The sequence below is a fragment of the Rubrivivax gelatinosus genome (genome assembly GCF_016583785.1).
Classification (GTDB): domain Bacteria; phylum Pseudomonadota; class Gammaproteobacteria; order Burkholderiales; family Burkholderiaceae_C; genus Rubrivivax; species Rubrivivax gelatinosus_B.
Window position 1 is genome coordinate 1 of sequence record NZ_NRRU01000081.1, and the last position, 25,259, is coordinate 25,259.

General features: G+C 71.9%; 22 protein-coding genes. 14 read left to right on the forward strand and 8 right to left on the reverse strand.

The features are described from left to right. Positions 1-66 precede the first annotated feature (66 nt). From urtB to CKO43_RS18815, 5 genes are all read left to right on the forward strand, one after another. Positions 67-1,638, forward strand: coding sequence for an urea ABC transporter permease subunit UrtB (gene urtB / locus CKO43_RS18795; protein WP_200379559.1), 1,572 nt, complete (start codon positions 67-69; stop codon positions 1,636-1,638). Positions 1,639-1,756: 118 nt separating this feature from the next. Further along, the gene (gene urtC, locus CKO43_RS18800; protein WP_200379560.1) at positions 1,757-2,815 is read left to right on the forward strand and encodes an urea ABC transporter permease subunit UrtC; all 1,059 of its coding nucleotides are present in this window, start codon (positions 1,757-1,759) and stop codon (positions 2,813-2,815) included. Beyond that, positions 2,812-3,690, forward strand: coding sequence for an urea ABC transporter ATP-binding protein UrtD (urtD, locus tag CKO43_RS18805; protein WP_200379561.1), 879 nt, complete (start codon positions 2,812-2,814; stop codon positions 3,688-3,690). The genes urtC and urtD overlap by 4 nt, the downstream gene beginning before the upstream one ends. 4 nt (positions 3,691-3,694) lie before the next feature. Next, complete coding sequence (gene urtE / locus CKO43_RS18810; RefSeq protein WP_200379562.1) at positions 3,695-4,387, forward strand: urea ABC transporter ATP-binding subunit UrtE; 693 nt, start codon at positions 3,695-3,697, stop codon at positions 4,385-4,387. 54 nt (positions 4,388-4,441) lie between these two features. Next, positions 4,442-4,717, forward strand: coding sequence for a ribbon-helix-helix domain-containing protein (locus CKO43_RS18815; RefSeq protein WP_200230852.1), 276 nt, complete (start codon positions 4,442-4,444; stop codon positions 4,715-4,717). An 18-nt stretch (positions 4,718-4,735) separates the two neighbouring features. On the opposite strand, the gene CKO43_RS18820 is transcribed toward CKO43_RS18815, so the two are convergent. Then, the gene (locus tag CKO43_RS18820) at positions 4,736-5,227 is read right to left on the reverse strand and encodes a MarR family winged helix-turn-helix transcriptional regulator (protein ID WP_200379563.1); all 492 of its coding nucleotides are present in this window, start codon (positions 5,225-5,227) and stop codon (positions 4,736-4,738) included. A gap of 87 nt (positions 5,228-5,314) precedes the next feature. Between CKO43_RS18820 and CKO43_RS18825 the strand changes: the two genes are divergently transcribed. The 5 genes from CKO43_RS18825 (at position 5,315) to CKO43_RS18845 (ending at position 11,226) form a co-directional block, all read left to right on the forward strand. Then, entirely contained in the window at positions 5,315-6,967 is a 1,653-nt protein-coding gene (locus tag CKO43_RS18825; protein WP_200379564.1) for an MFS transporter, read from the forward strand. A 74-nt stretch (positions 6,968-7,041) separates the two neighbouring features. Beyond that, entirely contained in the window at positions 7,042-8,850 is a 1,809-nt protein-coding gene (locus CKO43_RS18830) for an alkaline phosphatase (protein ID WP_200379565.1), read from the forward strand. Then, positions 8,847-9,311 (forward strand): hypothetical protein, encoded by a 465-nt coding sequence (locus CKO43_RS18835; RefSeq protein ID WP_346728301.1) that lies wholly within the window; start codon positions 8,847-8,849, stop codon positions 9,309-9,311. Before CKO43_RS18830 ends, CKO43_RS18835 begins: the two co-directional genes overlap by 4 nt. Next, entirely contained in the window at positions 9,308-9,982 is a 675-nt protein-coding gene (locus CKO43_RS18840; RefSeq protein ID WP_200379566.1) for an ATP-binding cassette domain-containing protein, read from the forward strand. Before CKO43_RS18835 ends, CKO43_RS18840 begins: the two co-directional genes overlap by 4 nt. Beyond that, positions 9,979-11,226 (forward strand): FtsX-like permease family protein, encoded by a 1,248-nt coding sequence (locus tag CKO43_RS18845; RefSeq protein ID WP_200379567.1) that lies wholly within the window; start codon positions 9,979-9,981, stop codon positions 11,224-11,226. The genes CKO43_RS18840 and CKO43_RS18845 overlap by 4 nt, the downstream gene beginning before the upstream one ends. 78 nt (positions 11,227-11,304) lie before the next feature. On the opposite strand, the gene CKO43_RS18850 is transcribed toward CKO43_RS18845, so the two are convergent. From CKO43_RS18850 to CKO43_RS18860, 3 genes are all read right to left on the reverse strand, one after another. Continuing rightward, a complete protein-coding gene (locus CKO43_RS18850; RefSeq protein WP_200379568.1) occupies positions 11,305-13,386 on the reverse strand; it encodes a PAS domain-containing hybrid sensor histidine kinase/response regulator in 2,082 nt (693 codons plus the stop codon). Between the two features lie 233 nt (positions 13,387-13,619). Continuing rightward, a complete protein-coding gene (locus CKO43_RS18855) occupies positions 13,620-14,423 on the reverse strand; it encodes a Crp/Fnr family transcriptional regulator (RefSeq protein WP_200379569.1) in 804 nt (267 codons plus the stop codon). Between the two features lie 364 nt (positions 14,424-14,787). Beyond that, positions 14,788-15,570 carry a Crp/Fnr family transcriptional regulator gene (locus CKO43_RS18860; protein WP_242481237.1) on the reverse strand — a complete coding sequence of 261 codons (783 nt, stop codon included), beginning with the start codon at positions 15,568-15,570 and terminating at the stop codon, positions 14,788-14,790. Between the two features lie 45 nt (positions 15,571-15,615). On the opposite strand from CKO43_RS18860, the gene CKO43_RS18865 reads away from it, so the two are divergent. Beyond that, positions 15,616-15,972: a DUF2946 family protein gene (locus CKO43_RS18865; RefSeq protein WP_200379570.1), complete on the forward strand. Its 357-nt coding sequence runs from the start codon at positions 15,616-15,618 to the stop codon at positions 15,970-15,972. Between the two features lie 58 nt (positions 15,973-16,030). Continuing rightward, a complete protein-coding gene (locus CKO43_RS18870; protein WP_200379571.1) occupies positions 16,031-18,115 on the forward strand; it encodes a TonB-dependent copper receptor in 2,085 nt (694 codons plus the stop codon). A 61-nt stretch (positions 18,116-18,176) separates the two neighbouring features. Here the strand turns inward: CKO43_RS18870 and CKO43_RS18875 are convergent, their stop codons facing one another. Together CKO43_RS18875 and CKO43_RS18880 are read right to left on the reverse strand one after the other, a co-directional pair. Continuing rightward, the gene (locus CKO43_RS18875) at positions 18,177-18,932 is read right to left on the reverse strand and encodes a DUF3750 domain-containing protein (protein WP_200379572.1); all 756 of its coding nucleotides are present in this window, start codon (positions 18,930-18,932) and stop codon (positions 18,177-18,179) included. Between the two features lie 118 nt (positions 18,933-19,050). Further along, positions 19,051-19,677, reverse strand: a complete 627-nt coding sequence (locus CKO43_RS18880; RefSeq protein WP_200379573.1) for a LysE family translocator — start codon at positions 19,675-19,677, stop codon at positions 19,051-19,053. A gap of 232 nt (positions 19,678-19,909) precedes the next feature. On the opposite strand from CKO43_RS18880, the gene CKO43_RS18885 reads away from it, so the two are divergent. After that, positions 19,910-22,444, forward strand: coding sequence for a winged helix-turn-helix domain-containing protein (locus CKO43_RS18885; RefSeq protein ID WP_200379574.1), 2,535 nt, complete (start codon positions 19,910-19,912; stop codon positions 22,442-22,444). Between the two features lie 108 nt (positions 22,445-22,552). On the opposite strand, the gene CKO43_RS18890 is transcribed toward CKO43_RS18885, so the two are convergent. Together CKO43_RS18890 and CKO43_RS18895 are read right to left on the reverse strand one after the other, a co-directional pair. Next, positions 22,553-22,846, reverse strand: a complete 294-nt coding sequence (locus tag CKO43_RS18890) for a YlcI/YnfO family protein (protein WP_200379575.1) — start codon at positions 22,844-22,846, stop codon at positions 22,553-22,555. Between the two features lie 533 nt (positions 22,847-23,379). Continuing rightward, the gene (locus CKO43_RS18895; RefSeq protein WP_346728302.1) at positions 23,380-24,309 is read right to left on the reverse strand and encodes a LysR family transcriptional regulator; all 930 of its coding nucleotides are present in this window, start codon (positions 24,307-24,309) and stop codon (positions 23,380-23,382) included. Positions 24,310-24,408: 99 nt separating this feature from the next. On the opposite strand from CKO43_RS18895, the gene CKO43_RS18900 reads away from it, so the two are divergent. Beyond that, the coding region (locus tag CKO43_RS18900; RefSeq protein ID WP_200379576.1) for a DMT family transporter at positions 24,409-25,259 on the forward strand (851 nt) is incomplete at its 3' end.

The following is a 25,259-nucleotide window of genomic DNA, read 5'->3' on the forward strand; positions in this document are numbered from 1 at the left end:
TCTCCCGCCTTGCGGGAGAGGGAGCCACGGCCCCCGCCCCCGCACCCTGACCGGGGTTCCCCGACGATGCTCCACCGACTCCTTCTCTGCCTGGCGCTGCTCGCGCCGCTGGCCGCCCAGGCGCTGACGCCCGAGCAGGCGGCGCGCATCGCCGCGGGCGACAGCGACGAGCGCATCGCGGCGCTGAACGAAGCCGTCGCCGCCGGCGACGCCGCGCTCGCGCCTTTCGTGCAGGCGCTGCTGGACGACGCCGTCAAGGTGTCGGGCGGCAAGGCCTACGTTTTCGACGGCAGCGACACCCGCCTGGCCGGCACGGCGCAGGTGGTCGCACTGCCCGACGACGCCGAGGACGTGGTCAACAACAACCGCATGCGGCGCGAACTGGAAGCCGCTCTCGCCGGGCTGCGGCTGTTTTCGCCCGATCGCGCCGAACGCGCCGCGGCGATCGAAGGCCTGAAAGACCAGGTCGACGAAGCCCGGCTGCCGCTGCTGGAAAAAGCCGCCGCCGCCGAGACCGACGCGGCGCTGAAGGCGCGGCTGGGCATGCTCAAGGCGCTGGCGCTGGTGGCCGCCGCCGACCCGGCCAAACGCCTGGCCGCGGCGCAGCTGCTGGCCGACAGCCCCGAGCCGGCGACCAAGTCGCTGCTGCTGGAGCGGCTGCAGGCCGAGACCGACGCCAGGGTCAAGGGCGCGCTGATCGCCTCGCTGGACCGGGTCGAGGCCCGCCTGGCCTGGGGCGAACGCCTGGGCGTGGTCTTCACCGGCCTGAGCCTGGGTTCGATCCTGCTGCTGGCCGCACTCGGCCTGGCCATCACCTACGGGCTGATGGGCGTGATCAACATGGCGCACGGCGAGCTGATCATGATCGGCGCCTACGCCACCTACGTGGTGCAGAACCTGTTCCGCAGCTGGCTGCCGGGCGCCTTCGACTGGTACGTGCTCGCGGCGATGCCGGCGAGCTTCGCCGCCGCCGCGCTGGTCGGCGCGGTGCTCGAACGCAGCGTCATCCGCTTCCTCTACGGCCGGCCGCTGGAGACGCTGCTCGCCACCTGGGGCATCAGCCTGATCCTGATGCAGACGGTGCGCACGCTGTTCGGCGCGCAGAACGTCGGCGTCGAGAACCCCGGCTGGCTGTCGGGCGGCGTGCAGCTGCTGCCCAACCTGGTGCTGCCCTACAACCGCATCGCGATCATCGTCTTCGCGGTGCTGGTGCTGGCCGGTGTCGCGCTGCTGATCGGCAAGACGCGGCTGGGCCTGTTCGTGCGCGGCGTGACCCAGAACCGGCGCATGGCCGCCTGCGTCGGCGTCGACACCGCGCGCATCGACACCTACGCGTTTTCGCTCGGCGCCGGCATCGCCGGGCTCGCCGGCTGCGCGCTCAGCCAGGTCGGCAACGTCGGCCCCGACCTGGGCCAGGGCTACATCGTCGACTCGTTCATGGTCGTCGTGCTCGGCGGCGTCGGCCAGCTCGCCGGCACCGTCTACGCCGGCCTGGGCCTGGGCGTGCTGAACAAGCTGCTCGAAGGCTGGCAGGGCGCGGTGCTGGCCAAGATCATGGTGCTGGTGTTCATCGTCGTGTTCATCCAGAAACGGCCGCAGGGCATCTTCGCCCTGAAGGGCCGCAGTGCGGAGGCTTGAGGAGATGGCCCAGATGCAGGAACCCGCCCTCACCCCGGCCCTCTCCCGCAAGCGGGAGAGGGGGGAAGACGGCGCTGCCGGTGTGGCTCCCTCTCCCGCTGGCGGGAGAGGGCGGGGGGTGAGGGCCGGTGTTCTCGCCGCCACCATCACCATCACCACCGTCGTCCCGCTGCTGAACCTCGTCGTGCCCGAGACCAGCGCGCTGCACCTGAGCGACTTCGCCGTCAGCCTGCTCGGCAAGATCCTCTGCTACGCGATCTGCGCGCTGGCGATGGACCTGATCTGGGGCTACACCGGCATCCTGTCGCTGGGCCACGGGCTGTTCTTCGCGCTCGGCGGCTACGCGATGGGCATGTACCTGATGCGCCAGATCGGGCGCGACGGCCAGTACCGCCTGGACATGCCCGACTTCATGGTCTTCCTGAACTGGAAGACCTTTCCCTGGCACTGGGCGGCGAGCGACTCCTTCCTGTTCCAGATGATGCTGGTGGTGCTGGTGCCGGGGCTGCTGGCGCTGGTGTTCGGCTACTTCGCCTTCCGCTCGCGCATCAAGGGCGTGTACTTCTCGATCATCACGCAGGCGCTGACCTTCGCCGCGATGCTGCTGTTCTTCCGCAACGAGACCGGCTTCGGCGGCAACAACGGCTTCACCGACTTCAAGCGCATCCTCGGCCTGCCGATCGCCACCCCCGGCATGCGCGTGGCGCTGTGCGTCGTCAGCGGCCTGGTGCTGATCGCTTTCTTCGTGCTCGCGCGTGCCATCGTCGCCAGCAAGTACGGGCGCGTGCTGCAGGCGATACGCGACGCCGAGACCCGGGTGATGTTCACCGGCTACAACCCGCTGGCCTACAAGCTGTCGATCTGGACGCTGTCGGCGGTGATGTGCAGCGTCGCCGGCGCCTTGTACGTGCCGCAGGTCGGCATCATCAACCCGGGCGAGATGAGCCCGGCGGCGTCGATCGAGATCGCCATCTGGACGGCGGTCGGCGGCCGCGCGACGCTCGTCGGCCCCATCGTCGGCGCCTTCTTCGTCAACGGCGCCAAGAGCTGGTTCACCGTCGCCTTCCCCGAGTTCTGGCTGTTCTTCCTGGGCGCGCTGTTCATCGCGGTGACGCTGTTCCTGCCCGACGGCCTGGTGGGCCTGCTCAGGCGCAAGAAGAAGGAGGCCCGCCCGTGACCCCGGACCTGATGGCCGCCGGCGCCGAGCGCCTGGCGCGCGCGCGCCAGCGCGAGGCCGAACGCGGCGGCTCGGGCGGGCGCAGCGCGGCCTACGGCCGCATCGCCGGCGCCGAGCCCGACTTCGCGCACGGCGTTGCGCTCTACGTCGACGACGTGACCGTCAGCTTCGACGGCTTCAAGGCGCTGAACGCGCTCAGCCTGGCGATCGACGTCGGCGAGCTGCGCTGCATCATCGGCCCCAACGGCGCCGGCAAGACGACGATGATGGACTGCATCACCGGCAAGACACGCCCCGACAGCGGCCGCGTCGCCTTCGGCAGCAACATCGACCTGCTGCGCCTGTCCGAACCCGAGATCTCGCAGATCGGCGTCGGCCGCAAGTTCCAGAAGCCCACGGTCTACGAAGAGCTGACGGTGTTCGAGAACCTGGAGCTGGCGCTGAAGGCCGACCGCGGCGTGCGCGCCGCGCTGTTCTGGCGCCTGAACGGCGAGCAGCGCGACCGCATCGCCGAGGTGCTGGCGCTGATCCACCTGCAGGACGAGCTGCGCCGCACCGCCGGGCTGCTGAGCCACGGCCAGAAGCAGTGGCTGGAGATCGGCATGCTGCTGATGCAGGACCCCAAGCTGCTGCTGCTGGACGAGCCGGTGGCCGGCATGACCGACGAAGAGACCGAACGCACCGCCGAGCTCTTCCTGTCGCTCGAAGGCCGGCACAGCCTGGTCGTCGTCGAACACGACATGAAGTTCGTCGAGCAACTCACCGAAGGCCGCAAGAAGGTCACCGTGCTGCACGAAGGCAGCGTGCTGGCCGAAGGCCGGCTGGCCGAGGTGCAGGCGAACGAAAAAGTGGTCGAAGTCTATTTGGGACGTTAACGCGATGCTGAAGGTCGACGGACTGAACCAGTACTACGGCGGCAGCCACATCCTGCGCAACGTCTCGTTCGAGGCGAAGGTCGGCGAGGTGACCGTCGTGCTCGGCCGCAACGGCGTCGGCAAGACGACGCTGCTGAAGAGCCTGATGGGCGTGATCGGGCTGAAGACCGGCACGGTGGCGCTGGACGGTGCCGACATCACCCAGGCCACACCCTACGAGCGGGTGCGCCGCGGCGTCGGCTACGTGCCGCAGGGGCGCGAAATCTTCGGCCGGCTGACGGTGGAGGAGAACCTGCGCATGGGGCTGGCGATCCAACCCGCCGGCACGGCGATCCCGGCCGAGCTGTTCGAGCTGTTCCCGGTGTTGAAGCAGATGCTGGCGCGCCGCGGCGGCGACCTGTCGGGCGGGCAGCAGCAGCAGCTGGCGATCGCACGTGCACTCGCCGCCGGCCCCAAGCTGCTGATGCTGGACGAACCCACCGAAGGCATACAGCCCAGCATCATCAAGGACATAGGCCGCGTCATCCGCATGCTGGCCGACCGCAAGACCATGGCCATCGTGCTCGTCGAGCAGTACTACGACTTCGCCGAGCAGCTGGCCGACCAGTACCTGGTGATGGAACGCGGCGAAGTCGTCGCCCGCGGCCGCGGCGCCGACATGCAGGCCGACGGGGTGCGGCAGCGCATGTCGATCTGAGCGTAGCGTCGTCGGCCGGCGTAGGATTCAGTCCTACACCGACCGGAGACCACCATGCGCTCGACCCAGCAGTTCAGCATCACGCTGCCGCACGAGATGGCCGACGCGGTACGCGCCAAGGTCGCCTCGGGCCAGTACGCGACCGAGAGCGAGGTGATCCGCGACGGCCTGCGCGTGCTGCTGGCGCGCGACTCGGCGGTCGAGAAGTGGTTGCGCGAGAACGTGGCCGCCGCCTACGATGCATCGCAGGCCGACCCCTCGCGCACCGTCAGCGTCGAGGAAGTCAGGGCCCGGCTCGCCGCGCTGCACGCCCAACACACCGGGGGCTGACTCGCTGCGGCGCGCCTCCTAGACGGCGCGGCGCGGCGAACGTTCCGTCGCCGCCGCCTCCTCCCGCTCCGACCGCACCAGCGCCGCGTTGAAACGCGCCAGCAGCGCGCCGAACTGCTCGCGTTCGGCTTCGGGCCAGTCGGCGAGCAGGCGGTCCAGGCGCTCGCAGCGTGTGTGCCGCATCGCCGCCACCGCGGCGGCGGCCTCGGGGGTGGCGCGCAGCAGCATGCTGCGGCCGTCGCGCGGATGCGGCACCCGCGTCGCGTAGCCGCGCTCCTGCACCGCCGCCACCTGGCGCACGACGGTCGAATGGTCCAGGCCCAGCGCCTCGGCGAGTTCGGCGCTGCTCTTCTCGCCGTCCAGCAGCAGCGCGAGCAGCAGGTAGTGCGCACGCTCCATCGGGTAGCCGCGGCGGCGGTAGGTCATCTCCAGCCGCCGCACCAGCGAAGCCAGTTCGGGCTCCAGCCGGGCCACCGCGTCGCGCCGTGAACTCGTCGCCGTCATCGTCATCGTTCGCCTCCTGGCTTTAAGTGTATCTTGCACCTATTTGCGTGTACCATACACACATTGGCCGGTCGTCGCGGCCAGGAGAACCGCATGTCGCACCCTGCCCCGGCCGCCCCGGGCTTCTTCGACCAGCCGCGAGCCGTCTGGGCCACCGCCTTCGCCTGCATGGTGGGCTTCATGTCGATCGGCCTGGTCGACCCCATCCTGACCTCGATCGCCGCCGGCCTGCACGCCAGCCCGGCGCAGGTGTCGCTGCTGTTCACGAGCTACTTCTTCGTCACCTCGGTGATGATGCTCGTCACCGGCTTCGTCTCCAGCCGTCTCGGCGCGCGGCCGACGCTGCTGCTGGGTGCGGCGCTGATCGTCGGCTTCGCGGCGCTGTCGGGGCTGTCGGACTCGGTCACCGAACTCGTGCTGTTCCGCGGCGGCTGGGGGCTGGGCAACGCCTTTTTCGTCGTCACCGCGCTGTCGGTGCTGGTGGCGGTGGCGCGCGGCGGCACCTCGCGCGCCGTGCTGCTATACGAAGCGGCGATGGGCATAGGCCTGTCGGGCGGGCCCATCGTCGGCGCGCTGCTCGGCGAACACTCCTGGCGCTGGCCCTTCTTCGGCACCGCGACGCTGATGGCCGTCGGCTTCGTCGCCATCGCGCTGTTCCTGCCGGCGCTGCCGCGGCCGGCGCAGAAGATCAGCCTGACGGCCCCGCTGCGCGCGCTGCGCCACCCGGGGCTGCTGACGGTGGCCGTCGGCGCCTTCTTCTATTACTTCGCCTTCTTCACGGTGCTGGCCTTCGCGCCCTTCGTGCTCGACATGCCGCCGATGGCCACCGGCGCGATCTTCTTCGGCTGGGGCGTGCTGCTGGCGCTGTCGTCGGTGTTCGTCGCGCCGCGCGCCGAGGCGCGCTGGGGGCTGATCCCGGTCGTCACCGTCTGCCTGGCGGTGATGGCGCTGCTGCTGGCCGTGATGGGCGTGGCGCCGCGCGAAGTGGTGGCCGCCTGCATCGTGCTGTCAGGCGCGGTGATGGGGGTGTGCAACACGCTGTTCACCGAACTCGCGCTCGAGGTGTCGGACGTGCCGCGGCCGGTGGCATCGGCGGGCTACAACTTCCTGCGCTGGTTCGCCGGCGTCATCGCGCCGTTCGCGATCCCGAAGATCGCCGAAGGTTTCGGCGTGCCGCTGGCCTTCGGCGTCGCCGCGCTGGCGGCGCTGGCCGCACCCGCCGTCTTCGCGCTGCGCCGCCGCCATCTGCAGCGCCCGGCCGCCACGGCCGCCGCCGGCCCGGCGCCAGTGGTGGCCGCGGTCGACGGCACGGCGCTGGACGCCGCGGTGCTGGACCGCGCCGTCGCGCTGGCGCGCGCCAGCGGCCGCCCGGTGCTGGCGCTGCACGTGCGCATGGACGAGGTGCTGGGCGACGACGCCGTGGCGCTGGAAGACCGCGCCAGCGCCGAGCGCATCGCGGCCGAGGCCGCGCGCCGGGTGCAGGCCACCGGCGTCGGCGCCAGCGCCCGCGTGCTGCACGCCGCCGCCGGCGCCGCCGCGCGCGAGACCGCCGCGCTGGTGGCGCAGCTGCAGGCCAGCCATCTGGTGGTCGGTGCACCGCACCGCCGCGACCTCGACGACGCGCTGCACGGCAGCTTCAGCGCCGCGGTGGCCGCGCTCGCGCTGCCGCAGGCGCAGCTCGTCATCGTCGCGCCGCCCGCCGCGGCACTGCGGCCCACCGCCGGGCCGCAGCACCAGCCGGGCTGAGCATTCCCGTCGGCCGTCATCGTCGTGCCGCAATGGGCGTCTAGAAGACGGGGTTTCAGTCCCCACTCGCCCCCATGCCCAAGCCCTTGTCCACCCTCGCCGCCGGCGCGCTCGCCGCGCTGCTCGGCTGTGCCGCCCAGGCGCAGAGCATCTACCCGCTGAACCGCGCCGACATCCTGGCCGGCGCCCGTTTCGACTTCAAGGTCGAGTTCGACGTCGTCGTCGCGCCCGAGCAGCTGAAGGTCACGGTCAACGGCCAGGACTTTGCCAAGGTCTTCGGCCAGCAGCCCGAGTTCATCGCGCGCGAGGACGGCAAGGACGCCTCCAGCCTGCTGCTGCGCGGCGTCTCGCTGGCCAGCGCCGGCCGCTACACCGTGAAGGCGAGCGACGGCCGCAACGAGAAGTCGGTGGTCTGGACGGTCTACGACACGCCGGCCAGGCCGGCGGCGAAGAACGTCATCCTCTTCATCGGCGACGGTTTCTCCATCGCCCACCGCACCGCCGCCCGCATCCTGTCCAAGGGCTACGACGAAGGCGGCAAGCTGCGCGGCAAGCTGGCGATGGACGACATGCCGGCGATGGCGCTGCTCAGCACCCAGGGCACCGACTCCATCGTCACCGACTCGGCGAACTCGGCCGCGGCCTACACCACCGGCCACAAGTCCTGCGTCAACGCGCTCGGCGTCTACTGCTCGCGCGCCGCCAGCTCGCTGGCGCACCCGGCGGTCGAGACCCTCACCAGCCTGGCCAAACGCCGCGGCCTGGCGGTGGGCGCGGTCACCAACTCCGAGGTCGAGGACGCGACGCCGGCGGCGATGGTGGCGCACACGCGCCGTCGCGCCGACTACGACGACATCGTGCGCATGTTCCTGGACAGCGGCATCGACGTGCTGATGGGCGGCGGCTCGCCCAACTTCCTGCCCAAGTCGACCGCCGGCTCCAAGCGCAAGGACGACGTCGACTACATCGCGGCCTTCAAGCAGGCCGGCTACCCGCTGGCGACGACCAAGACCGAGATGCAGGCACTGGCCGCCGACAAGGGCACGAAGAAGCTGCTGGGCCTGTACAACACCGGCAACGTCGACGGCGCGCTGGACCTGAAGTTCCTGAAGAAAGGCAGCGTCGCCAAGTTCCCCGACCAGCCCGACGTCGTCGAGGAGATGCGCGCCGCGATCGAGGTGCTGTCGCGCAACCCCAAGGGCTTCGTGCTGCTGGTCGAGAGCGCTCGCATCGACAAGTACTCGCACTCGATGGACGCCGAGCGGGCGATCTACGACACCATCATGCTCGACGACGCCGTGCGCGCCGCCAAGGACTGGTCCAAGGCACGCGGCAACGACACGCTGATCCTCGTCACCGCCGACCACGCGCACCCGGTCAGCGTCATCGGCAGCGTCAACGACGACGCGCCCGGCAGCGAGATGCGCAACAAGGTCGGCCTCTACGCCGCCGCAGGTTTCCCCAACTACCCCGCGCCCGACGCCGACGGCTACCCGGACAAGGTCGACGTCTCGCGCCGGCTGCGCTTCGTCTTCGGCGCCTACCCCGACCATTACGACACCTTCCGCCCCTTCCTGGACGGCGAGAACGTGCCGGCGATCAAGGGCAAGGACGGCGTCGTCGTCGCCAACGAGCAGTACAAGGACGTTCCCGGCGCCGTGCTGCGTGTCGGCAACCTGCCCAATACCGGCCCCGAAGCCGCGACCCAGGGCATCCACTCGGGCGACGACGTGGTGCTGACGGCCACCGGCCCGGGCTCCGAACGTGTGCGCGGCCAGATGGAGAACACCGAGCTGTTCCGCGTCATCGCCGAGGCGCTGGCGCTGGGGCCGCAGCCGGCCAAGACCGTGAAGGCCGCCCGGGCCGCCGCCACGGCGAAGTGACACGCGCTCTGTCCGCCGCCGCCGGCACCCGCCGGCGGTTTGTCGTCGGCGCCGCGCTGCTGCCCTTCGTGCGCACAGCGCGCGCCGACGAGCTGCTGAGTTTCGACACGCTCTACAAAAGCGTCGGCGTGCTCGGCATCCAGTACAGCGAGCGGGCGCTGGCCTTGCGCGGCCAGCCGGTGCGCATGCGCGGCTACATGGCGCCGCCGCTGAAACCCGAGAGCCGCTTCTTCGTGCTGACACGCGAGCCGGTGGCCGTCTGCCCCTTCTGCGCCTCCGACGCCGAGTGGCCGGTCGACATCGTCGTCGTCTACCTGCGCGACACGCTGGCGCCGGTCGACTTCAACCGCCGCGTCGAAGCCTCGGGCCGGCTCGAGATCGGCTCGCGCACCGACCCCACGACCGGCTTCGTCAGCCAGGTGCGCCTGGTCGACGCCCAGGTGCACGAGGCCGGGCGGTGAGCGCCGGGCTGCGTGTCGAGCAGCTGCGCATGCGTTTCGGCGGCGAGACCGCGGACCTGTTCGCGATCGAGCAGCTGGCGCTGGCACCCGGCGCCAGCCTGGGCATACGCGGGCCTTCGGGCGCCGGCAAGACGACGCTGTTCAACTGCCTGGCCGGCATCGAGGCGCCGCGCAGCGGCCGCATCGAGTGGGACGGCTGCGACATCGCCGCGCTCGCCGAAGGGGCCCGCGACCGCTGGCGGCGCCACGCCGTCGGCCTGGTGTTCCAGGACTTCCACCTCGTCGACGGCCTGGACGCACTCGGCAACGTGCTGCTGCCGGCGTATTTCGGCCGCTGGCGGCCGAGCGCCGACGAGCGCGAACGTGCCGCGGCGCTGCTGCAGCGGGTCGGCATCGCCGCGCCCCGGCGCGAGGTCGCGCTGCTGTCGCGCGGCGAGCGCCAGCGCGTCGCGATCGCACGCGCGCTGCTGCAGCGCCCGGCGGCGCTGCTGGCCGACGAGCCCACCGCTAGCCTGGACCCGGAGCACCGCGCCGGCGTCGCCACGCTGCTGGCCGAGGCCGCACGCGAAACCGGCGCCGCGCTCCTCGTCTTCTCGCACGACCTGGAACTGCTGGCACGGCTGGACCGCTGCCTGGAGCTGCGCGACGGCGCGCTGCACGAGACCCGATGACGCTGCCCAATCCCTTGCCCGTGGTGCTGGCCGACTACCGCCGCAACCGGCTGCTGGCCGCCGTCACCGTGCTGCTGGTGGCGCTGGCGGTGGCCGTCGGCGTCGCGGTGATCTCGCAGGAACGCGCGCTGCGCCAGGGCAGCGCACGCGCCGCCGACGACTTCGACCTGCTGGTCGGTGCGCCCGGCAGCCCGACGCAGCTGGTGCTGAGCACCGTCTACCTGCAGCTGCAGGCGCTGCCGCTGCTCGACGGCGCGGTGCTGGAGAAAGCCGCCAGCACCCCGGGCGTGGCCTATGCCGCGCCGATCGCCTTTGGCGACCACTGGCGGGGATATCCAGTCGTCGGCACGATCGCCGCCTTCGCCAGCCGCGGCGGCGCGCTGGTGCCGGCCGAGGGCCGGCTGTTCGCAGGCCGCGGCGAAGCCGTCGTCGGCGCCGCGGTCCAAGCCCCGCTCGGCGCGACGCTGCGGCCCAGCCACGGGCTGCATGCGTCGGACGACGACGAGGACGACGAGCACGAAAGCGGCCACGACGCGCACCACGCGCAGGACCTGGCCTACACCGTCGTCGGCCGCCTGCCGCCGCGCCACAACGCCTGGGACCGGGCGATCCTGGTGCCGGTGGAAGACGTCTGGGCGCTGCACGGCCTGGCCAGTGGCCACGCCGACGGCGACACGCACGTCGGCCCGCCCTGGGCGCCCGGGCGTGTGCCCGGCGTGCCGGCGCTGGCGCTCAAGCCGGCGAGCGTGGCCGCCGCCTACACGCTGCGCGGCCAGTTCCGCACGCCGCAGAGCACGGCGCTGTTCCCGGCCGAGGTGCTCAACGAGCTTTACGTGCTGCTGGGCAACGTGCGCGACCTGATGGCGCTGCTGGCGCTGGCGACGCAGGTGCTGGTCGTGGCCGCGGTGCTGGTGGTGCTGCTGGTGGGTTTCCTCGCGCGCCGGCGCCAGTTCGCGCTGCTGCGTGCCATCGGCGCCGGCCGCGGCTACGTGTTCGCGGTGGTCTGGACCGAGGTCGCGGTGCTGATCCTGGCCGGCGCGCTGCTGGGCGCGGCGCTGGGTTACGGCGGCTCGGTGCTGCTGTCGGCCTGGCTGGCCGGGCGCGCCGGTTTTGCGCTGCCGGCGACGCTGGGTGCGGCCGAGCTGCAGCTCGTCGCCGGTCTCATCGTGGCCGGGCTGCTGATCGCGGTGCTGCCGGCGGCGCTGGCCTTCCGGCGCCCGATCGCGGCCGGGCTGCGCGCCTGAGACCACGCCCCGCCGCAGCGGCGTGCTGAAGGTGGCGCTGAAGCCCTGAGCCGGTGCCGCCAGCAAGGGCGCGGTGCGTCAGGTGCCCGCGCTGCCCTCGCCTGCCGGCAGCGCCCGCGAGCGCAGCCGCCGGTGGCGCGACAGCCCTGCGAGCACGGTCTCGAACAAGTCCTCGGCCCTGACCGGCTTGGCCAGGAACTCGTCCATGCCGGCCTCGAAACAGGCGACCCTTTCCTCGGCGAAGGCATTGGCCGTCAGCGCCACGATGACCGTGTCCGCGTGGGCCGGCAGTTGGCGGATGCGGCGCGTCGCCTCCAGGCCGCCGAGGCCGGGCATCTGCATGTCCATCAGGATCAGGTCATAGGCTTGGGCCTGGGCCATCTCGACGGCCTGATTTCCGTCCTCGGCCACGGCCACCGTGTCGAACACGATCTGCAACATGGCCAGCGCGACCTCGCGGTTCACGGGCTCGTCGTCGACCAGCAGCACGCGGGCATGCGAGTGTTGGCGCAGCAGCGTGGCCTCGGCGGAGCCGGGCGCGGGCGCACGGGCGGCATGCGGACGGTCCGTCTTGCACAGCCGCGCGGTGAACCAGAAGGTGCTGCCGACGCCGGGCTCGCTCTGCGCCCCGGCTTCGCCGCCCATCAGGCGCGCGAACTGCCTCACGATCGCCAGGCCCAGCCCGGTGCCGCCGTATTGCCGCGTGCTCGAGTTGTCGGCCTGCTCGAACGGCATGAACAGCTTCTCCAGTTGCTGCGCCTCGATGCCGGCACCGGTGTCCTGGACCTCGAAGCGGATCAGGGCCGAGCCCGCCGTCTCGTCGACGCAGAGCGTGCGCAGCGTGACGGTGCCCGCGTCCGTGAACTTGAGGGCGTTGTCGGCGTAGTTCAGCAGCGCCTGCTGCAGACGGGAAGGATCGCCCATCAGCCCCTGCGGCAGCGGATGCCGCTCGACCACCAGGCTCAGGTGCTTGCTCAGCGCCCGTTCCGACAGGATCGAAACGACACGCGCCGCGATGCTGCCGACGTTGATCGGCGCCGACTCCAGCGTCAGCTTGCCGGCCTCGATCTTCGACAGGTCGAGCACCGCGTTGATCAGCTCCAGCAGGTGCGCACCGGCCACTTCCAGCTTGCCCAGCCAGTCCGACTGTTGAGGCGTCACCTGGCTGCGCCGGATCAGATAGGCCAGGCCGGTGATCGCGCCCAGCGGCGTGCGGATCTCGTGCGACATGTTCGCGAGGAAGGCGCTTTTGGCGACGTTGGCGGCGTCGGCGGCACGCCGGGCGACGGACAGTTCCTCGGTCCGTGCCTGGACCAGGGACTCCAGCGCGTGGCGGTGGGCGTCTAGCTCCAGCGCGTCGCGCTTGCGCTCGGTGATGTCCTCGGTGATCGTCACATGGTGGCTGGTGCTGCCATCGGGGCGCCGGATCGGCGCGACGATGGCCGACTCGGTGAACTCGCTGCCGTCCTTGCGCCGGCCGAGGAACTCGCCGCGCCAGCTCAGCCCCTGCTCGAGCGTGGCGCCGACCTGGGAGCGTGTCTGCGCGCTCATGGACCCGGACAGCAGCATCGCCACGTCGTGGCCGATCAGGTCTTGCGGGCTGTAGCCGCCGTTGCGCAGCAGCGCCGCATTGACGTACTCGATCTCGCCGGCGAGGTTGCTGATGACGATGGACACCGGGCTCTGCTCGACGACCAGCGACAGCTTGCGCACCTGCTCCTCGGCACGGCGCTGCTCGGTGATGTTGCGGATGTTGCACTGGATGACGCGCACGCCGGCGCAGTCGTAGGCATTGCTGATGAACTCGACGCTGATCAGCTGCCCGTCGCGCGTCTTCAGCGGCAGGTCGTCGTAGCGCACATAACCTTCGTGCTGCAGGCGCTCGAACATGTCGGCGTTCTCGGCTATGTCGACGAAGGCGCCGATCTCCCACAGCTGCTTGCCGAGCAGTTGCTCCTGCGTGTAGCCCAGCATCGTCGTCAGATACGGATTGGCATCCTCGATGCGCCCGGACTCGGCGTTGAGCAGCAGGATGCCGTCCTGGGCAGCCTCGAACAGGCGCCGATAGCGCATCTCGGAGCTGCGCAGCGCGGCGGTGCCGGCCGTCTCGGCCGTTGCCGCCGCGCGCTCCACGACGACCTGCTGTTCAGCCGAGGTCATGACCACCGCCCGGCCGCGGGAGCCGGTAAGAACGGGAGTGGCGAGGCGGCGGTCGACATGGGGGGCCCTGGGACGCGGGCTGCCAGCGGCGGCCCGGAGGGTCCCCGGAGCCGCCACATCAATGCGACGGCATTGACGCTGATCAGCCTGCGCTTCATCAGCATCGGCCGTCCGTTCGATGACGCACAGACACCACTGCGGCGGACTCGCCTGCAACACCCCCGCCCGGCCGGTCATCGGGCCTCCTCGTCAGCACACGGGACGGCCGATTCCCGGCGGCGCGGCGCCGCCCTGTCGCGGGCAGCCGGCGCATCGGCCTGAGCCGCGAGCTCGCTGCGCAGCTGCTCGTAGGCCCGCTCGATGGCGCGGTAACACTCGCAGCACTGCTGCTCCAGCCCGCGCCGGTCGAGCACCTGGATGCGCCCGCGGCTGTAGCGGATCAGGCTCTGCCGCTGCAGCTGCAGTGCGGCGGCCGTGACGCCTTCGCGACGCACGCCCAGCAGGCCGGCGATGCGTTCCTGCGTGATCTTCAGTTCGTCGTCGGCCTGGCGGTCCAGGTGCTGCAGCAACCAGCGGCACAGCTGCGGGTACAGGCCGTGGTGGCAGTGGCAGGCCGAGGTCTGCGCCATGTGGGCGAACAGCGCGCGGGTGTAGCCCAGCAGCTGGCGCATCAGCGGCGGGCGCTCGTGCGCCAGCTCGGCGATGTCGCGTGCCCGCATGCGCCAGGCCAGCCCCGGGCGCAGCACGACGGCGTCGCTGAGCGCCTGGCCGCCGCCCATGAAGGCGCCGATGCCGGCCAACCCTTCGCGGCCGACCACCGCGACCTCGGCGCAGGCACCGTCCTGCAGCGTCGACACCAGCGACACCACCGCCGTGGTCGGGAAGTACACGTGGCGCAGCACGCCGCCGGCTTCGTGCAGCACCGTGCCGGCGCCCAGGTCGACGGGCTCGAGCCGGGATTGCAGCTCGGCGGCCAGCTCGGGCGGCAGCGAGGCCAGCAGTTCATTGTTCGGCGGCGAAAGGCGATAGGCGCTCAAGGCGGGACGTCCGGGGACGGCCGGTGTCTGGGGGGACGCAATCTAGAGCCGGACGGCCCGCCCGACTACGTCGAAAGACACAGCGCCGCCGCCGGGAGTTGGCTAGGAGTCCGGGCGGCAGAACCCGGCCGTGACCGATGCGGCGTGATCAGGAACGTGCCCGGGATCCGGCAGTTCAGCCGCGAGCAGACGAGCGCCGGATGAAGCGCGGTACAGCACTCGTCAGACTGACTGGAGCCTCCCTCGCGGAGGGAGGCTGGAGGGAGCCGTCAAACAAGCTGGAGCCCACTCCCGGAGGGGCTCGGGGGAGCCGTACGTTCAGCCGCAGGCTAGGCGTCTGGGCGGCTTGCAGCCGCCCAGACGCCTAGACCAGCGGACGCTGTGGCGGGCGGCCGTCGCCCCAGAGGTCGGCCAGGCGCGCCAGCGCCTTCACGTCGCGCAGGTGCAGGCGGCCGTCGGCGATGTGGTGCAGGCCGCGGCGTTCGAGCTTGCGCAAGGTCTTGTTGGTGTGCACCAGCGACAGCCCCAGGCCGTCGGCGATGTGCTGCTGCGTCAGCGGGAAGGCGACACCGCCGGCGCCGGCGTCGGCCTGCAGCGCGGCGGCGCGCTTGAACAGCAGGATCAGCATCGAGGCGATGCGCTCCTCGGCGCTGCGGCGGCCCACCGACAGCAGCGTGTCGTCGACCATCGACTCCTCGTGCGCGGTGAGCCAGGTGACGTTGAAGCCCATCAGCGGGCTGCGGCGGTGCAGTTCCCAGAGCGCGTCGCGCTGGAAGACGCAGAAACGCGCGGCGGTGAGCGTCTCGACGCCGTGGGCGGCGGCGTCGCCCATCTTCTGCTGCACGCCGATGAAGTCGCCGGGCAGCAGGAAGTTGAGGATCTGCCGGCGGCCGTCGCTCAGCGTCTTGTAGCGGAAGGCCCAGCCCTGCTGCAGCGTGTACAGCGGCGCATCGGTCTGGCCTTCGTGGATCAGCGCCCCGCCGGCGTCGAGGCTGCGCTCGCGGCGCTTGAGCGACTGCACCAGGTCCAGCTCGTCGCCGGTGGGTTCGTGGAACAGCTTGAGCCGGCGCAGCAGGCAGTTGCGGCAGAGCGTCTCGCCCGGGGGCGCGGCAGGCGTGTCGGCGGGCGGTGGTGTGGAGGCGGTCAAGGGCGGAGTGTGGCGCAGTCCGCAGCGCACTCGATAATCCGGCCCATGCTCCGCTGTCCGGCATTCCTGCGCCCCATGGCCCGGCTGGCCTTGCTGGCCGCGCTGGCGATGGCGCTGATGCCGTCGATCGGCCGGGTGCTGGCCGCGCAGGCGCCGCCGTCCTGGACCGAGGTCTGCACGGCGGGCGGCGAACACGGCGGCCAGGGCGCACCGGCCGCCGCGCACGCGGGCGCCGAGTGCGGCTACTGCGTGCTCGGCACGCCGGTGCCGACGCCGAGCTGGCAGGCGCCGCTGCCGCACCAGCCGCCGGCCATTCGCGTCGCGCTCGTCGACCTGCCGCCGCGCGCCCTGCCGGTGCGCCTGTGCGGCCTGGGTGCACAAGGCCCGCCCGCGCTGCTCTGAACCACAAGCCCCCGTTTGCCGCGCGGCCGCTGCCGCGCTCCTTGTGTTTTGGAGTTCCATGTCTACGTTCAACCGGAAGGCGCCGCGTGCGTCTGCCCTGACGCTGGCCGCGCTCGCCGCCTGCGTTTCGCCCACCTCCCTGCTCGCAGCCGACGAAGCCGCTGCGCCTGCCGACCCGCCGCACGCCGTGGGGGCCGAGGTCATCGTCATCACCGCCTCGCCGATCTCGGCGCTGACCTGGGAGACCGACCCGCGGCTGCCGCGCCAGCCGGTGCCGGCCAGCGACGGCGCCGACTACCTGAAGACCGTGCCGGGCTTCAGCGCCGTGCGCAACGGCGGCACCAACGGCGACCCGGTGCTGCGCGGCATGTTCGGCTCGCGCCTGAACGTGCTGAGCAACGACGGCGCGATGCCCGGCGCCTGCCCGGCGCGCATGGACAACCCGCTGTCCTACGTCGCGCCCGAGACCTACGACAAGCTGGTCGTGATCAAGGGCCCGCAGACCGTGCTCTGGGGCCCGGGTGCGTCGGCCGGCACGGTACGTTTCGAGCGCGAGACGCCGCATTTCGACGCGCCCGGCGTGCGCGCCAACGGCAGCCTGCTGGCCGGCGCCTTCGGCCGCGCCGACGCGGTGTTCGACGCCACCGCCGGCTTCGCCCAGGGTTACGCGCGCCTGTCGGCCAACCACGCCCAGTCCGACGACTACGAGGACGGCAACGGCGACACCGTGCCCTCGTCGTGGAAGAAGTGGAACACCGACCTCTCGCTCGGCTGGACACCCGACGCCGACACCGTGGTCGAGGCCAGCGCCGGCGGCGGCGACGGCGAAGCGCGTTACGCCGGCCGCAGCATGGACGGCTCGCAGTTCCGGCGCCACAGCTACGGCCTGCGCGTCGAGCGCAAGAACCTCGGCCCGGTGCTGAAGTCGGTGCAGGCGAGCGCCTACTACAACCTGGCCGACCACGTGATGGACAACTACACGCTGCGCGACCCGAACCCGATGAGCTCGATGCCGATGCCGGTGGCGGCCGACGTCGAGCGCCGCACCCAGGGCGGCCGGCTGGCCGTCGCCTGGGAGCTGGCAGGCCTGCAGCTGACGAGCGGCCTGGACGCGATGAACAGCCGGCACCGCGACCGCAGCGCGACGGGCCGCGGCACCTACCGCGACCAGCCCTGGGCCACCGACGCCGAACTGCGCAACCTGGGCGTGTTCACCGAAGGCAGCTGGCCGCTGGATGCGAAGCAGCGTGTCATCGCCGGCCTGCGCCTGGACCGCGCCGAAGCCACCGACAAACGCGAGACCACCGGCATGATGGCCATGCCCAACCCGACCGCCGGGCAGACGCGCAAGGAGAACCTGCAGGCCGGCTTCGTGCGCTACGAGCGCGAGCTGGCGAGCGCGCCGCTCGGCTGGTACGCCGGCCTGGGCCGCACCGAGCGCATGCCCGACTACTGGGAGCTGTTCTCGGCCGACGCCGGCCCGGCCGGCGCGGCCAACGCCTTCGCCGGCATCCGGCCCGAGAAGACCACCCAGCTCGACGTCGGCGCGCAGTACCGCGGGGGCGACTGGGGCGCCTGGGTCTCGGCCTACGTCGGCCGCATAGCCGACTACATCCTCTTCAGCTACGCCGACGGCGGCATGATGGGCATGAGCTCGACCGCGACCAACGTCGACGCCAACATCCGCGGTGCCGAGGCCGGCGTCGAGCTGCGGCCGAACGCACGCTGGAAGCTGGGCAGCACGCTGGCCTACGCCTGGGGCGAGAACGCCAGCAGCGGCGAGGCGCTGCCGCAGATGCCGCCGCTGGAAGCGCGCCTGACGGCACGTTACGACGACGGCCGCTGGAGCTTCGGCGGCCTGGTGCGCGCGGTGGCCGCGCAGCAGCGCGTGGCCGCGAACCAGGGCAACGTCGTCGGCCGCGACCTGGGCTCCAGCGCCGGCTTCGTGACGCTGGCGCTGAACGGCGGCTACCGCTTCGACGAGCGCACCCAGCTCACCGCCGGCGTCGACAACCTCTTCGACCGCACCTACAGCGAGCACTTGAACCTGGCCGGCAGCGCCGACTTCGGCTACCCCGCCGACCCGGTGCGCATCCACGAGACCGGGCGCAACGTCTGGGTGAAGCTGAACTTCAGCTACTGAGCGTGGAGCCTCGGGTGCGGCTGCAAGGGCCGCGCCCGAGGCGAACGGCGTACCGATGCGCCTAGCGTGTCGCTGCTTCGGCCGGCAGCAACCAGCCGCGTCCCACCCGGCCGAGCATCGGCAGCTTCAGGCCGTTGCGGCTGACGCCGAAGTTCAGGCCGAGCAGGTTCAGCTCCAGCCCGTCGACGTCGCTGACCGCCACACCGAGCAGACCGATCAGCGACAGCTGATAACCGCTGCCGCTGGGCGCGGCGCCGAGGATGGACGAGCCCAGGTAGTCCTTGCCGATCGCGGTGGCGGGCAGGTCCAGCTCCAGCTCGGGCACGGCGCGCGCGATCCAGGCGGTGAAGGTGTTGGAGTTGGGCCCGGGCCAGGCGCGGTACTCGGCGCCGTAGGGATAGCGGCGCGCCGCCTGGTCGATGCGCGCGATCAGTGCGTCCACGCCCGGCCCGCGGCGCTGCGCATACAGCTCGGGCTCCGCGCCGAACCAGCGCCCGTCGGGCGCACGCTCGTGCACGACGACGACGCTGGGCGCCCAGCGCAGCCGCCAGCCCAGCACCTCGTACACCGTCCACTGCGGCGCACCGGTCGGCTTCACCGCGACCCAGGTGTGCACGCCGAACAGGCCTTTGGCGCCGATGGTGCGTGCACCGTAGACCTGGACCATCGCGTCCTTCACCTCGGCGGGCGCCGGCGCCAGGCCGACGGGCTCGCGGCTCGCGCTTCTCCAGTCGGAGCGCGCGCCGGTGCACGACGCGGCGGCCAGCACGACGGCGGCGACAAGGGCGAACCAGACGAAACCAGCGGAACGGCGCATCGTTCGAGGGGTGGCGGCACAGGCGGGGTGCCCGGGGCATCGCGACGATCCTAGCGGGCGGCCTGGGAAGCGGTGCGCACGCGGCGAGAGCCCGTACGCGCGCGGGCCGGCGGCCGGATCAGAACGGCTGCTGCAGCCCCAGTTGCAGCGCCAGGCCCAGCAGCACCACACCGCTGGCGCGGAACAGCCAGACCAGCGCCTGCGGATGTGCACGCAGCCAGCCGGACAGCGCCGCGGCGCACAGCCCGATCGGCGCCTTGACCAGCAGCGCGAGCACGGCGAAGGCCAGGCCGAGCACGAACAGCGACAGCGTCGCATGCGCCGCGCCGGGCGCCACGAACTGGGGCAGGAACGCGAGGTAGAACACCGCGATCTTCGGGTTGCAGATGTTGGACAGGGCGCCGTCGAGGAACAAACGCGACGGCCGCACGCGCGCGGCTCCGGCGATCTCGAGCGGCCCTTGCGGCGCGCGCAGCAGCTGCACACCCAGGCAGGCCAGATACGCGGCGCCGGCCAGCTGGAGCCCGAGGTAGAGCCACTCCGAGGCCCGGATCAGGGCACCCAGCCCGAGCGCAGCCACGATGGTGTGGGCGATCAGGCCACTGCAGACACCGGTGGCGGTGGCCATGCCGGCGGCGGCGCCCTGGGCGATGGAGCGCGACATCACGAGGATCATGTCCTGCCCCGGCACCAGGATGAGCACGATCGACGCCGTGACGAACAGGGTCCAGTTGACGTCGAGCATCGGAGTCTCCTTCGGGATGTCGGTGCGGCGACTGTCGTCCCGGGGCTGCGGTGGCGTCCCTAAACGGCCCCAAAGCTTCTCCAAAACCGGGCGGTCGGCGCGCGCGTCACGGGCTGCGGCAACCCACGGTCGAGGCGGGGCCGACAGCCCGCCACACCTCGCCCGATTCGGGTGCCGCCTGTCGTGCGCGCCGCCTGCCGCGGTTAAGCTGGCTTATCGGAGGTCAAACCCAGTGCCCAGCCCCGCATCGACGGCAGCGGCCCGCCAGGACACGCCGCTTCGTTTCGGACCGGAAGGCCGCTTCGAGCTGCAGCCGGCCGAACGCCGCCTGCTCGTCGACGGCCAGCCCGCCGCGCTGGGAGCCCGGGCACTCGATCTGTTGATCGTGCTGGCGGCGCAGCCCGACCGGCTGATGAGCAAGGGCGAACTGCTCGACCGGGTCTGGCCCGGCCTGGTGGTCGAAGAAGCCAACCTGCAGGTGCAGGTCAGCAACCTGCGCAAGCTGATCGGTGGCGATGTCATCGCGACGGTGCCCGGCCGCGGCTATCGTTTCGTGGCGAGCGTGCGCTCGTCGGACACCCCGGCCGAGACGCCCGCGCCACCGGCGCCGCGGCTGTTCGGCCGCGAGGCCGACCGCGAGCATCTGGAGGCGATGCTGCGCGCCGGAGCGGGCTGCGTCACGCTGGTCGGCACGTCGGGTGTCGGCAAGACGACGCTGGCCCGGGCGGTGGCCGCCGGCTGGCCCGGGCGCACGGTGTGGGTCGACCTGGCGGGCCTGACGCAGGGCGGGCAGGTGACGGCGGCGCTGGCGCGTGCGCTCGGCACACCGCTGGACGACGGCGCCGTCGCCGAACAGCTGCCGCGGGCCTTGCAGGGGCAGGAGCTGCTGCTGGTCCTGGACAACGCCGAGCACCTGGTCGAGACCTGCGCCGAACTGGCCGCCTGGCTGCGGCCCCCTGCCACCGTGCGCCTGCTGGTCACGAGCCAGCTGCCGCTGGCAGTCGCGGGCGAGCGTGTGCAGCGCCTGGAGCCGCTGGCTCTGTCCGGCGCACCGGGCGAACACGAGCTCGCCGATGGCGCGATGGCGCTGCTGGTCGAACGCATCGTCGCGGCCGACCAGCGTTTCAGCGCGACGGCGGCCGCGATGCCGCTGCTGCGCTCGATCTGTTCCCAGCTCGACGGCCTGCCGCTGGCGCTGGAGATGGCGGCCGCGCGCGTGCCGCTGCTCGGGCTGCAAGGGGTGCACGACGCGCTGGCGCAGCGTTTTGCCCTGCTCACGCGTGGGCGCCGCGACGCGGCGCAGCGCCATCGCACGCTGCACTGCGCGCTGGACTGGAGCTACCGCCTGCTCGGCGCCGACGAACAGCGCCTGTTCCGCGCGCTCGGCGTGTTCGCCGGCGGCTTCACGCTCGAGCTGGCGGTGGGGCTGATGACCGACGACACGCAGCAGCGCTGGGACCTCATCGACCAGCTCGGCGTGCTGGTCGACCGCTCGCTCGTCGTCGCCGGCACGCAGGACCCGCCGCGCTACCGGCTGCTGGAGACGATGCGGGCTTTTGCGCTGGAGCAGCTGTGCCAGGCGCCCGCGCGGCCCGACGAGGAGGCCACGACGCGGCGGCGCCACGCCGGCGTGATGCAGGCGCTGTTCTCGCGCTACCAGCTCGACGATGCGGTGGCCAAGGCGCTGTGCGAGGCCGAGATGGAGAACGTGCGCGCCGCCATCCTGTGGGCGCAGGCGCAGGACCTGGGCCTGGCCGCGGAGCTGGCGGCAATGGCCGCGCCGGTGGGCAACTTCACGGCCTGGCGGCAGGAGAGCGCGCACTGGCTGCGTGCGCTCGAAGCGCGCATGGACGGCCCGGCGGGCGAGGCGCTGCCCGCGGCGGTGCAGGCCGCCTGGTGGACCGAGTTTGCACGCATCGGGTCCATCCGCCGCGACCCGCGGTCGGCGCTGGCGGCGCGGCGCGGGCTGGCACTCTGGGATGCCGCCGGCGACCCGCGGCGGGCGCTGCATGCGGCCTGCGTCTGGGTGCGTTCGGTCTGCAAACCGGGCCCGGACCTCGACCGTGCCTGCGACGAGCTGCAGGCGCGCGTGGACGCCACGCCCGAGCTGACGCTGCGCGAGCGCCTGCAGGTCAACGGTGCGCTGGCGGTGGCCGCAACCGAGCGAGAAGACCTGGAGGCGATCCTCGAGCGGCGCCTGAACGAGATCGAGCTGGCGCGACAGCTGGGCCTGGAGGCCGTGGTCGACGGCGCCGAATCGAACGTCGTCTTCGTGCTCATTGCCATGGGCCGCAACGACGAGGCGGCCGAGCGTGGCCGCGCGCTGGTGCGGCGCATAGACGCCAGCTCCGGCAGCGCCAAGGGCAACCTGCCCTGGGTGCTGCAAGGCCTGCTGACGGCGCTGGTGCGACTGGAAAGCCTGGACGAAGCGCAGGCGCTGGTGCCACGCGCCTGGGCAGCCTGCGAACAGTTCGGCGCACCCGTCGTCGCGCCGACCGTCGCCTGGCTGGCCGTGCTGCGCGGGCGCTTCGAGGCGGGCGCCCTGCTCATCGGCCATGCGTTGGCGGCTTTCGAGGCGCAGGAGATGGGCATGGACGTGCATGACCGCGAGCTGCTGGCGCAGATACGGGAGCGGGCTGGTGAGGCCTTGGGTACGGCGGCGTATGAGCGGCTTGTCGAACGAGGCAGGGCGCTCGATGGCGGCGCGGCGGTGGCGCTGGCTTCCGGGGGCGGTGCGGCCGGCGGCGACGGGCGGCTGGGCCAGTAGCAGCGCTCAGGGACGACGAAGGCTGGTGCGAGTCGGGTACTTCGCGCGCTCGAGCAGGTGGTCGTAGAGACGCCCGAGCTCGTCCTAGGCGGTCTACGACCCGAAAGCTCACGTCGACGCGGGGCGGTGCTTGCCTCGCAACTGCGCACGCCGGGCCTCCAGCTTGGCCTGAAGCTCGGCGTGGACCTCATCGACCGAGTAGCTGACGCCGGTGCTTCGGTACTGGGCCCATGCAGCGTCCGCGCGGGCCAGAAACTCGTTCTGGGCGAGGCGGTGCTGCACCGCGCTGCGCACCGTGGCCTCGACGAACCCGGACAAGGTCTCGCCTTCGCGAAGCACCGATTCGAGATCCGCGCGCAGCTGGGGCTCCACGTGCACCTGGGGAAGGATGGCGCTCTTCATGCAATCAGCGTGTTGCACATGCGTTGCAGCGTCAAGGACTTCGGGGCTTGTCCTGATGGCGGCCATTACCGCCGGGCTGGGCGGCCACACGATCAGGACCGCCGTGCCGCGGCGGCCGGCTGGGCCTGGGGACGATGGTGAGCCAGCACTACAGGCTGGACGACATCGTCGCGGCGCGCGTGCTGTTCGCTCATCAGCGGGATGGGGCTGGCTCCGAAGCCCTGATTGATAGCTTGGTGGTGATGGGTCGGTGCTGCGCTGGCATCGGCGCGTAGCGCCCCGCCCCCCACCCACCGGCAGCTCCGGCTTCGGCGGTCGGCCCTGCGGGCCGACTCCGCTGCGCTGCTCGGTTTCGCGGTCGCGCGGCCCAACTCGCTGCGCTCACTGCGTGAGCTCCGCTCAAACAGTCGGCCGCGAGTCAGATCACGAAGCGCGCTAAAGCGCGCCGACCGCGAACCCTGCGCTGCTCGCCGCCGAAAAGTCGCAGCCGGCGGGTGGGGGGCGGGGCGCTCGGCAGGGCCCGGTGTTCGCCGTCAGTCGGCTGCGGTGCGCCAGTCCGGCGTGTCGCCGGACCAGCGCTCGCGCACGAAGTCGACGAAGCTGCGGACCTTGGGCGACTTGTGCGCGCCGGGCAGATGCAGCGCGTACAGGCTGCTGCCCAGGTTGCCGTGGGCCTGGTGGTCGCCGAGCACGTGGATCAGGCGGCCCGCTGTCAGATCGTCTTCGACGGCGAAACGCGGCAGCAGCGCGAAGCCCAGGCCCTGCACGGCCAGGTCACGAACCGCCTCGCTGCTGTTGACGGAAACGCGTGTGGCGACCGGCACCTCCTGCGTCGCCGCGCCTTGCGTGAAGCGCCACACCGCGCTGCGGCTCTTGAAGCCGTAGAACAGGCAGGGCCGGGCGCGCAGATCGGCCGGCGTGGCGACACGTCGGCCTTCCGCCAGCCCGGGACTGGCGACGACGGCGTAGTCGATGGTGCACAGGCGCTGCGCCACCAGGGGGTCGGGCGGTGTGTCGCACAGCCGCAGCAGCACATCGACACCCTCTTCCACCGGGTCGACGTGGCGGTCGAGCAGGCAGAGCTGCAGTTCCACCTCGGGGCACTGCTGCAGAAAGGCTGGCAGCAGCGGCACGACATGCCGCTTGCCGAAGGCCACCGACGCACTGACCGTCAGCACGCCGCGCGGCTGGCTGCGCAGCGACAGCGCGTCGGCCTGGGTCTGTTCCAGCTCCTGCAGCACCCGCTGCGCGCGTTCGTAGACCTGCGCGCCGGCTTCGGTGAGCACCAGGCGCCGGGTGCTGCGGTGCATCAGCCGCGTGTCCAGCAACTCCTCCAGCGCGCGCAGCTGGCGGCTGACCGCCCCCTTGTCCAGCCGCAGCTGCGCCGCGGCGCCGGAGATGCTGCCCTGCGCCGCGATGTGGGCGAAGGTGATCATCAGCTTGGCCTGGTGCGAGGCGGTCACGTTGTCTCCTGGTCAACGATGCTTTGCCGATTAAACCGCTTCCGCCGGATTGGTGGCGTTTCAACAATGGCGGCGTCTCTCCCCTGCGAAGGAGCCGCCATGAACACCACCACCGCTCCGGTGGCCGCCGCCACCGCCCCGACGCCGCTGTTATGGCCGGCGGTCTTCATCCTGATGTGGAGCACGGGCTACGTGGCCGGCAAGCTGGGCCTGCCCTATGCCGGCCCGTTCACGCTGCTGTTCCTGCGTTTCGGCGTCGCCGCCGCCGTGCTGCTGGCCGTGGCGCTGGCGACGCGGGCGCCCTGGCCGCGCACGGCGCGGGAGTGGCAACACGTCGTCGTCGTCGGCCTGCTGATCCAGGCGCTGCAGTTCTCCGGCCTGTACGCCGGGCTGGCGCTGGGCGTGTCGGCCGGGGTGTCGGCGGTGATCGTCGGGCTGATGCCGGTCTGCACCGCGCTCGGCGCCGTCGTCTTCCTCGGCGAACGCGTCGGCCTGCGGCAGGTCGTCGGGCTGACGCAGGGGCTGGCCGGCGTGGCGCTGGTCGTCGCGCACAAGCTGGGCGGCGGTGGCGGCGGCGTGGCCGGCCATCTGGCCGTGGGCCTGGCGCTGCTGGGCATCACCGCCGGCACGCTGTACCAGAAGAAGTTCTGCGCCGGCATGGACCTGCGCAGCGGCGGCGCCATCCAGCTCGGTGCGTCGACGCTGGTGGTGGGCGTGCTGGGCGCATGGCACGAAGGGCTGGCGGTGCAGTGGACGCCAGCGCTGGTCGGTGCGTCGCTGTGGCTCAGCCTGGTGAACTCGATCGGCGCCGTCAGCGTGATGTTCCTGCTGCTGCGCCGCGGCGAGGCCAGCCGGGTGGCGAGCTTGTTCTACCTGATCCCGGCGGTGACGGCCGTCATGGGGTACGCGGTGCTCGGGGAGACGCTGACGGTTTGGCAGGGGGTGGGGGT

What these genes read in the sequence shown, in the direction of transcription:
- CKO43_RS18815 (WP_200230852.1), top strand. Translation starts at nt 4,442, where the DNA reads ATGCGCTCGACCCAGCAGTTCAGCATCACGCTGCCGCACGAGATGGCC.
- CKO43_RS18850 (WP_200379568.1), bottom strand. Translation starts at nt 13,386, where the DNA reads ATGACCTCGGCTGAACAGCAGGTCGTCGTGGAGCGCGCGGCGGCAACG.
- CKO43_RS18880 (WP_200379573.1), bottom strand. Translation starts at nt 19,677, where the DNA reads ATGCTCGACGTCAACTGGACCCTGTTCGTCACGGCGTCGATCGTGCTC.
- CKO43_RS18875 (WP_200379572.1), bottom strand. Translation starts at nt 18,932, where the DNA reads ATGCGCCGTTCCGCTGGTTTCGTCTGGTTCGCCCTTGTCGCCGCCGTC.
- CKO43_RS18845 (WP_200379567.1), top strand. Translation starts at nt 9,979, where the DNA reads ATGACGCTGCCCAATCCCTTGCCCGTGGTGCTGGCCGACTACCGCCGC.
- urtE (WP_200379562.1), top strand. Translation starts at nt 3,695, where the DNA reads ATGCTGAAGGTCGACGGACTGAACCAGTACTACGGCGGCAGCCACATC.
- CKO43_RS18865 (WP_200379570.1), top strand. Translation starts at nt 15,616, where the DNA reads ATGCTCCGCTGTCCGGCATTCCTGCGCCCCATGGCCCGGCTGGCCTTG.
- urtB (WP_200379559.1), top strand. Translation starts at nt 67, where the DNA reads ATGCTCCACCGACTCCTTCTCTGCCTGGCGCTGCTCGCGCCGCTGGCC.
- CKO43_RS18890 (WP_200379575.1), bottom strand. Translation starts at nt 22,846, where the DNA reads ATGAAGAGCGCCATCCTTCCCCAGGTGCACGTGGAGCCCCAGCTGCGC.
- CKO43_RS18830 (WP_200379565.1), top strand. Translation starts at nt 7,042, where the DNA reads ATGCCCAAGCCCTTGTCCACCCTCGCCGCCGGCGCGCTCGCCGCGCTG.
- CKO43_RS18820 (WP_200379563.1), bottom strand. Translation starts at nt 5,227, where the DNA reads ATGACGATGACGGCGACGAGTTCACGGCGCGACGCGGTGGCCCGGCTG.
- CKO43_RS18870 (WP_200379571.1), top strand. Translation starts at nt 16,031, where the DNA reads ATGTCTACGTTCAACCGGAAGGCGCCGCGTGCGTCTGCCCTGACGCTG.
- CKO43_RS18825 (WP_200379564.1), top strand. Translation starts at nt 5,315, where the DNA reads ATGTCGCACCCTGCCCCGGCCGCCCCGGGCTTCTTCGACCAGCCGCGA.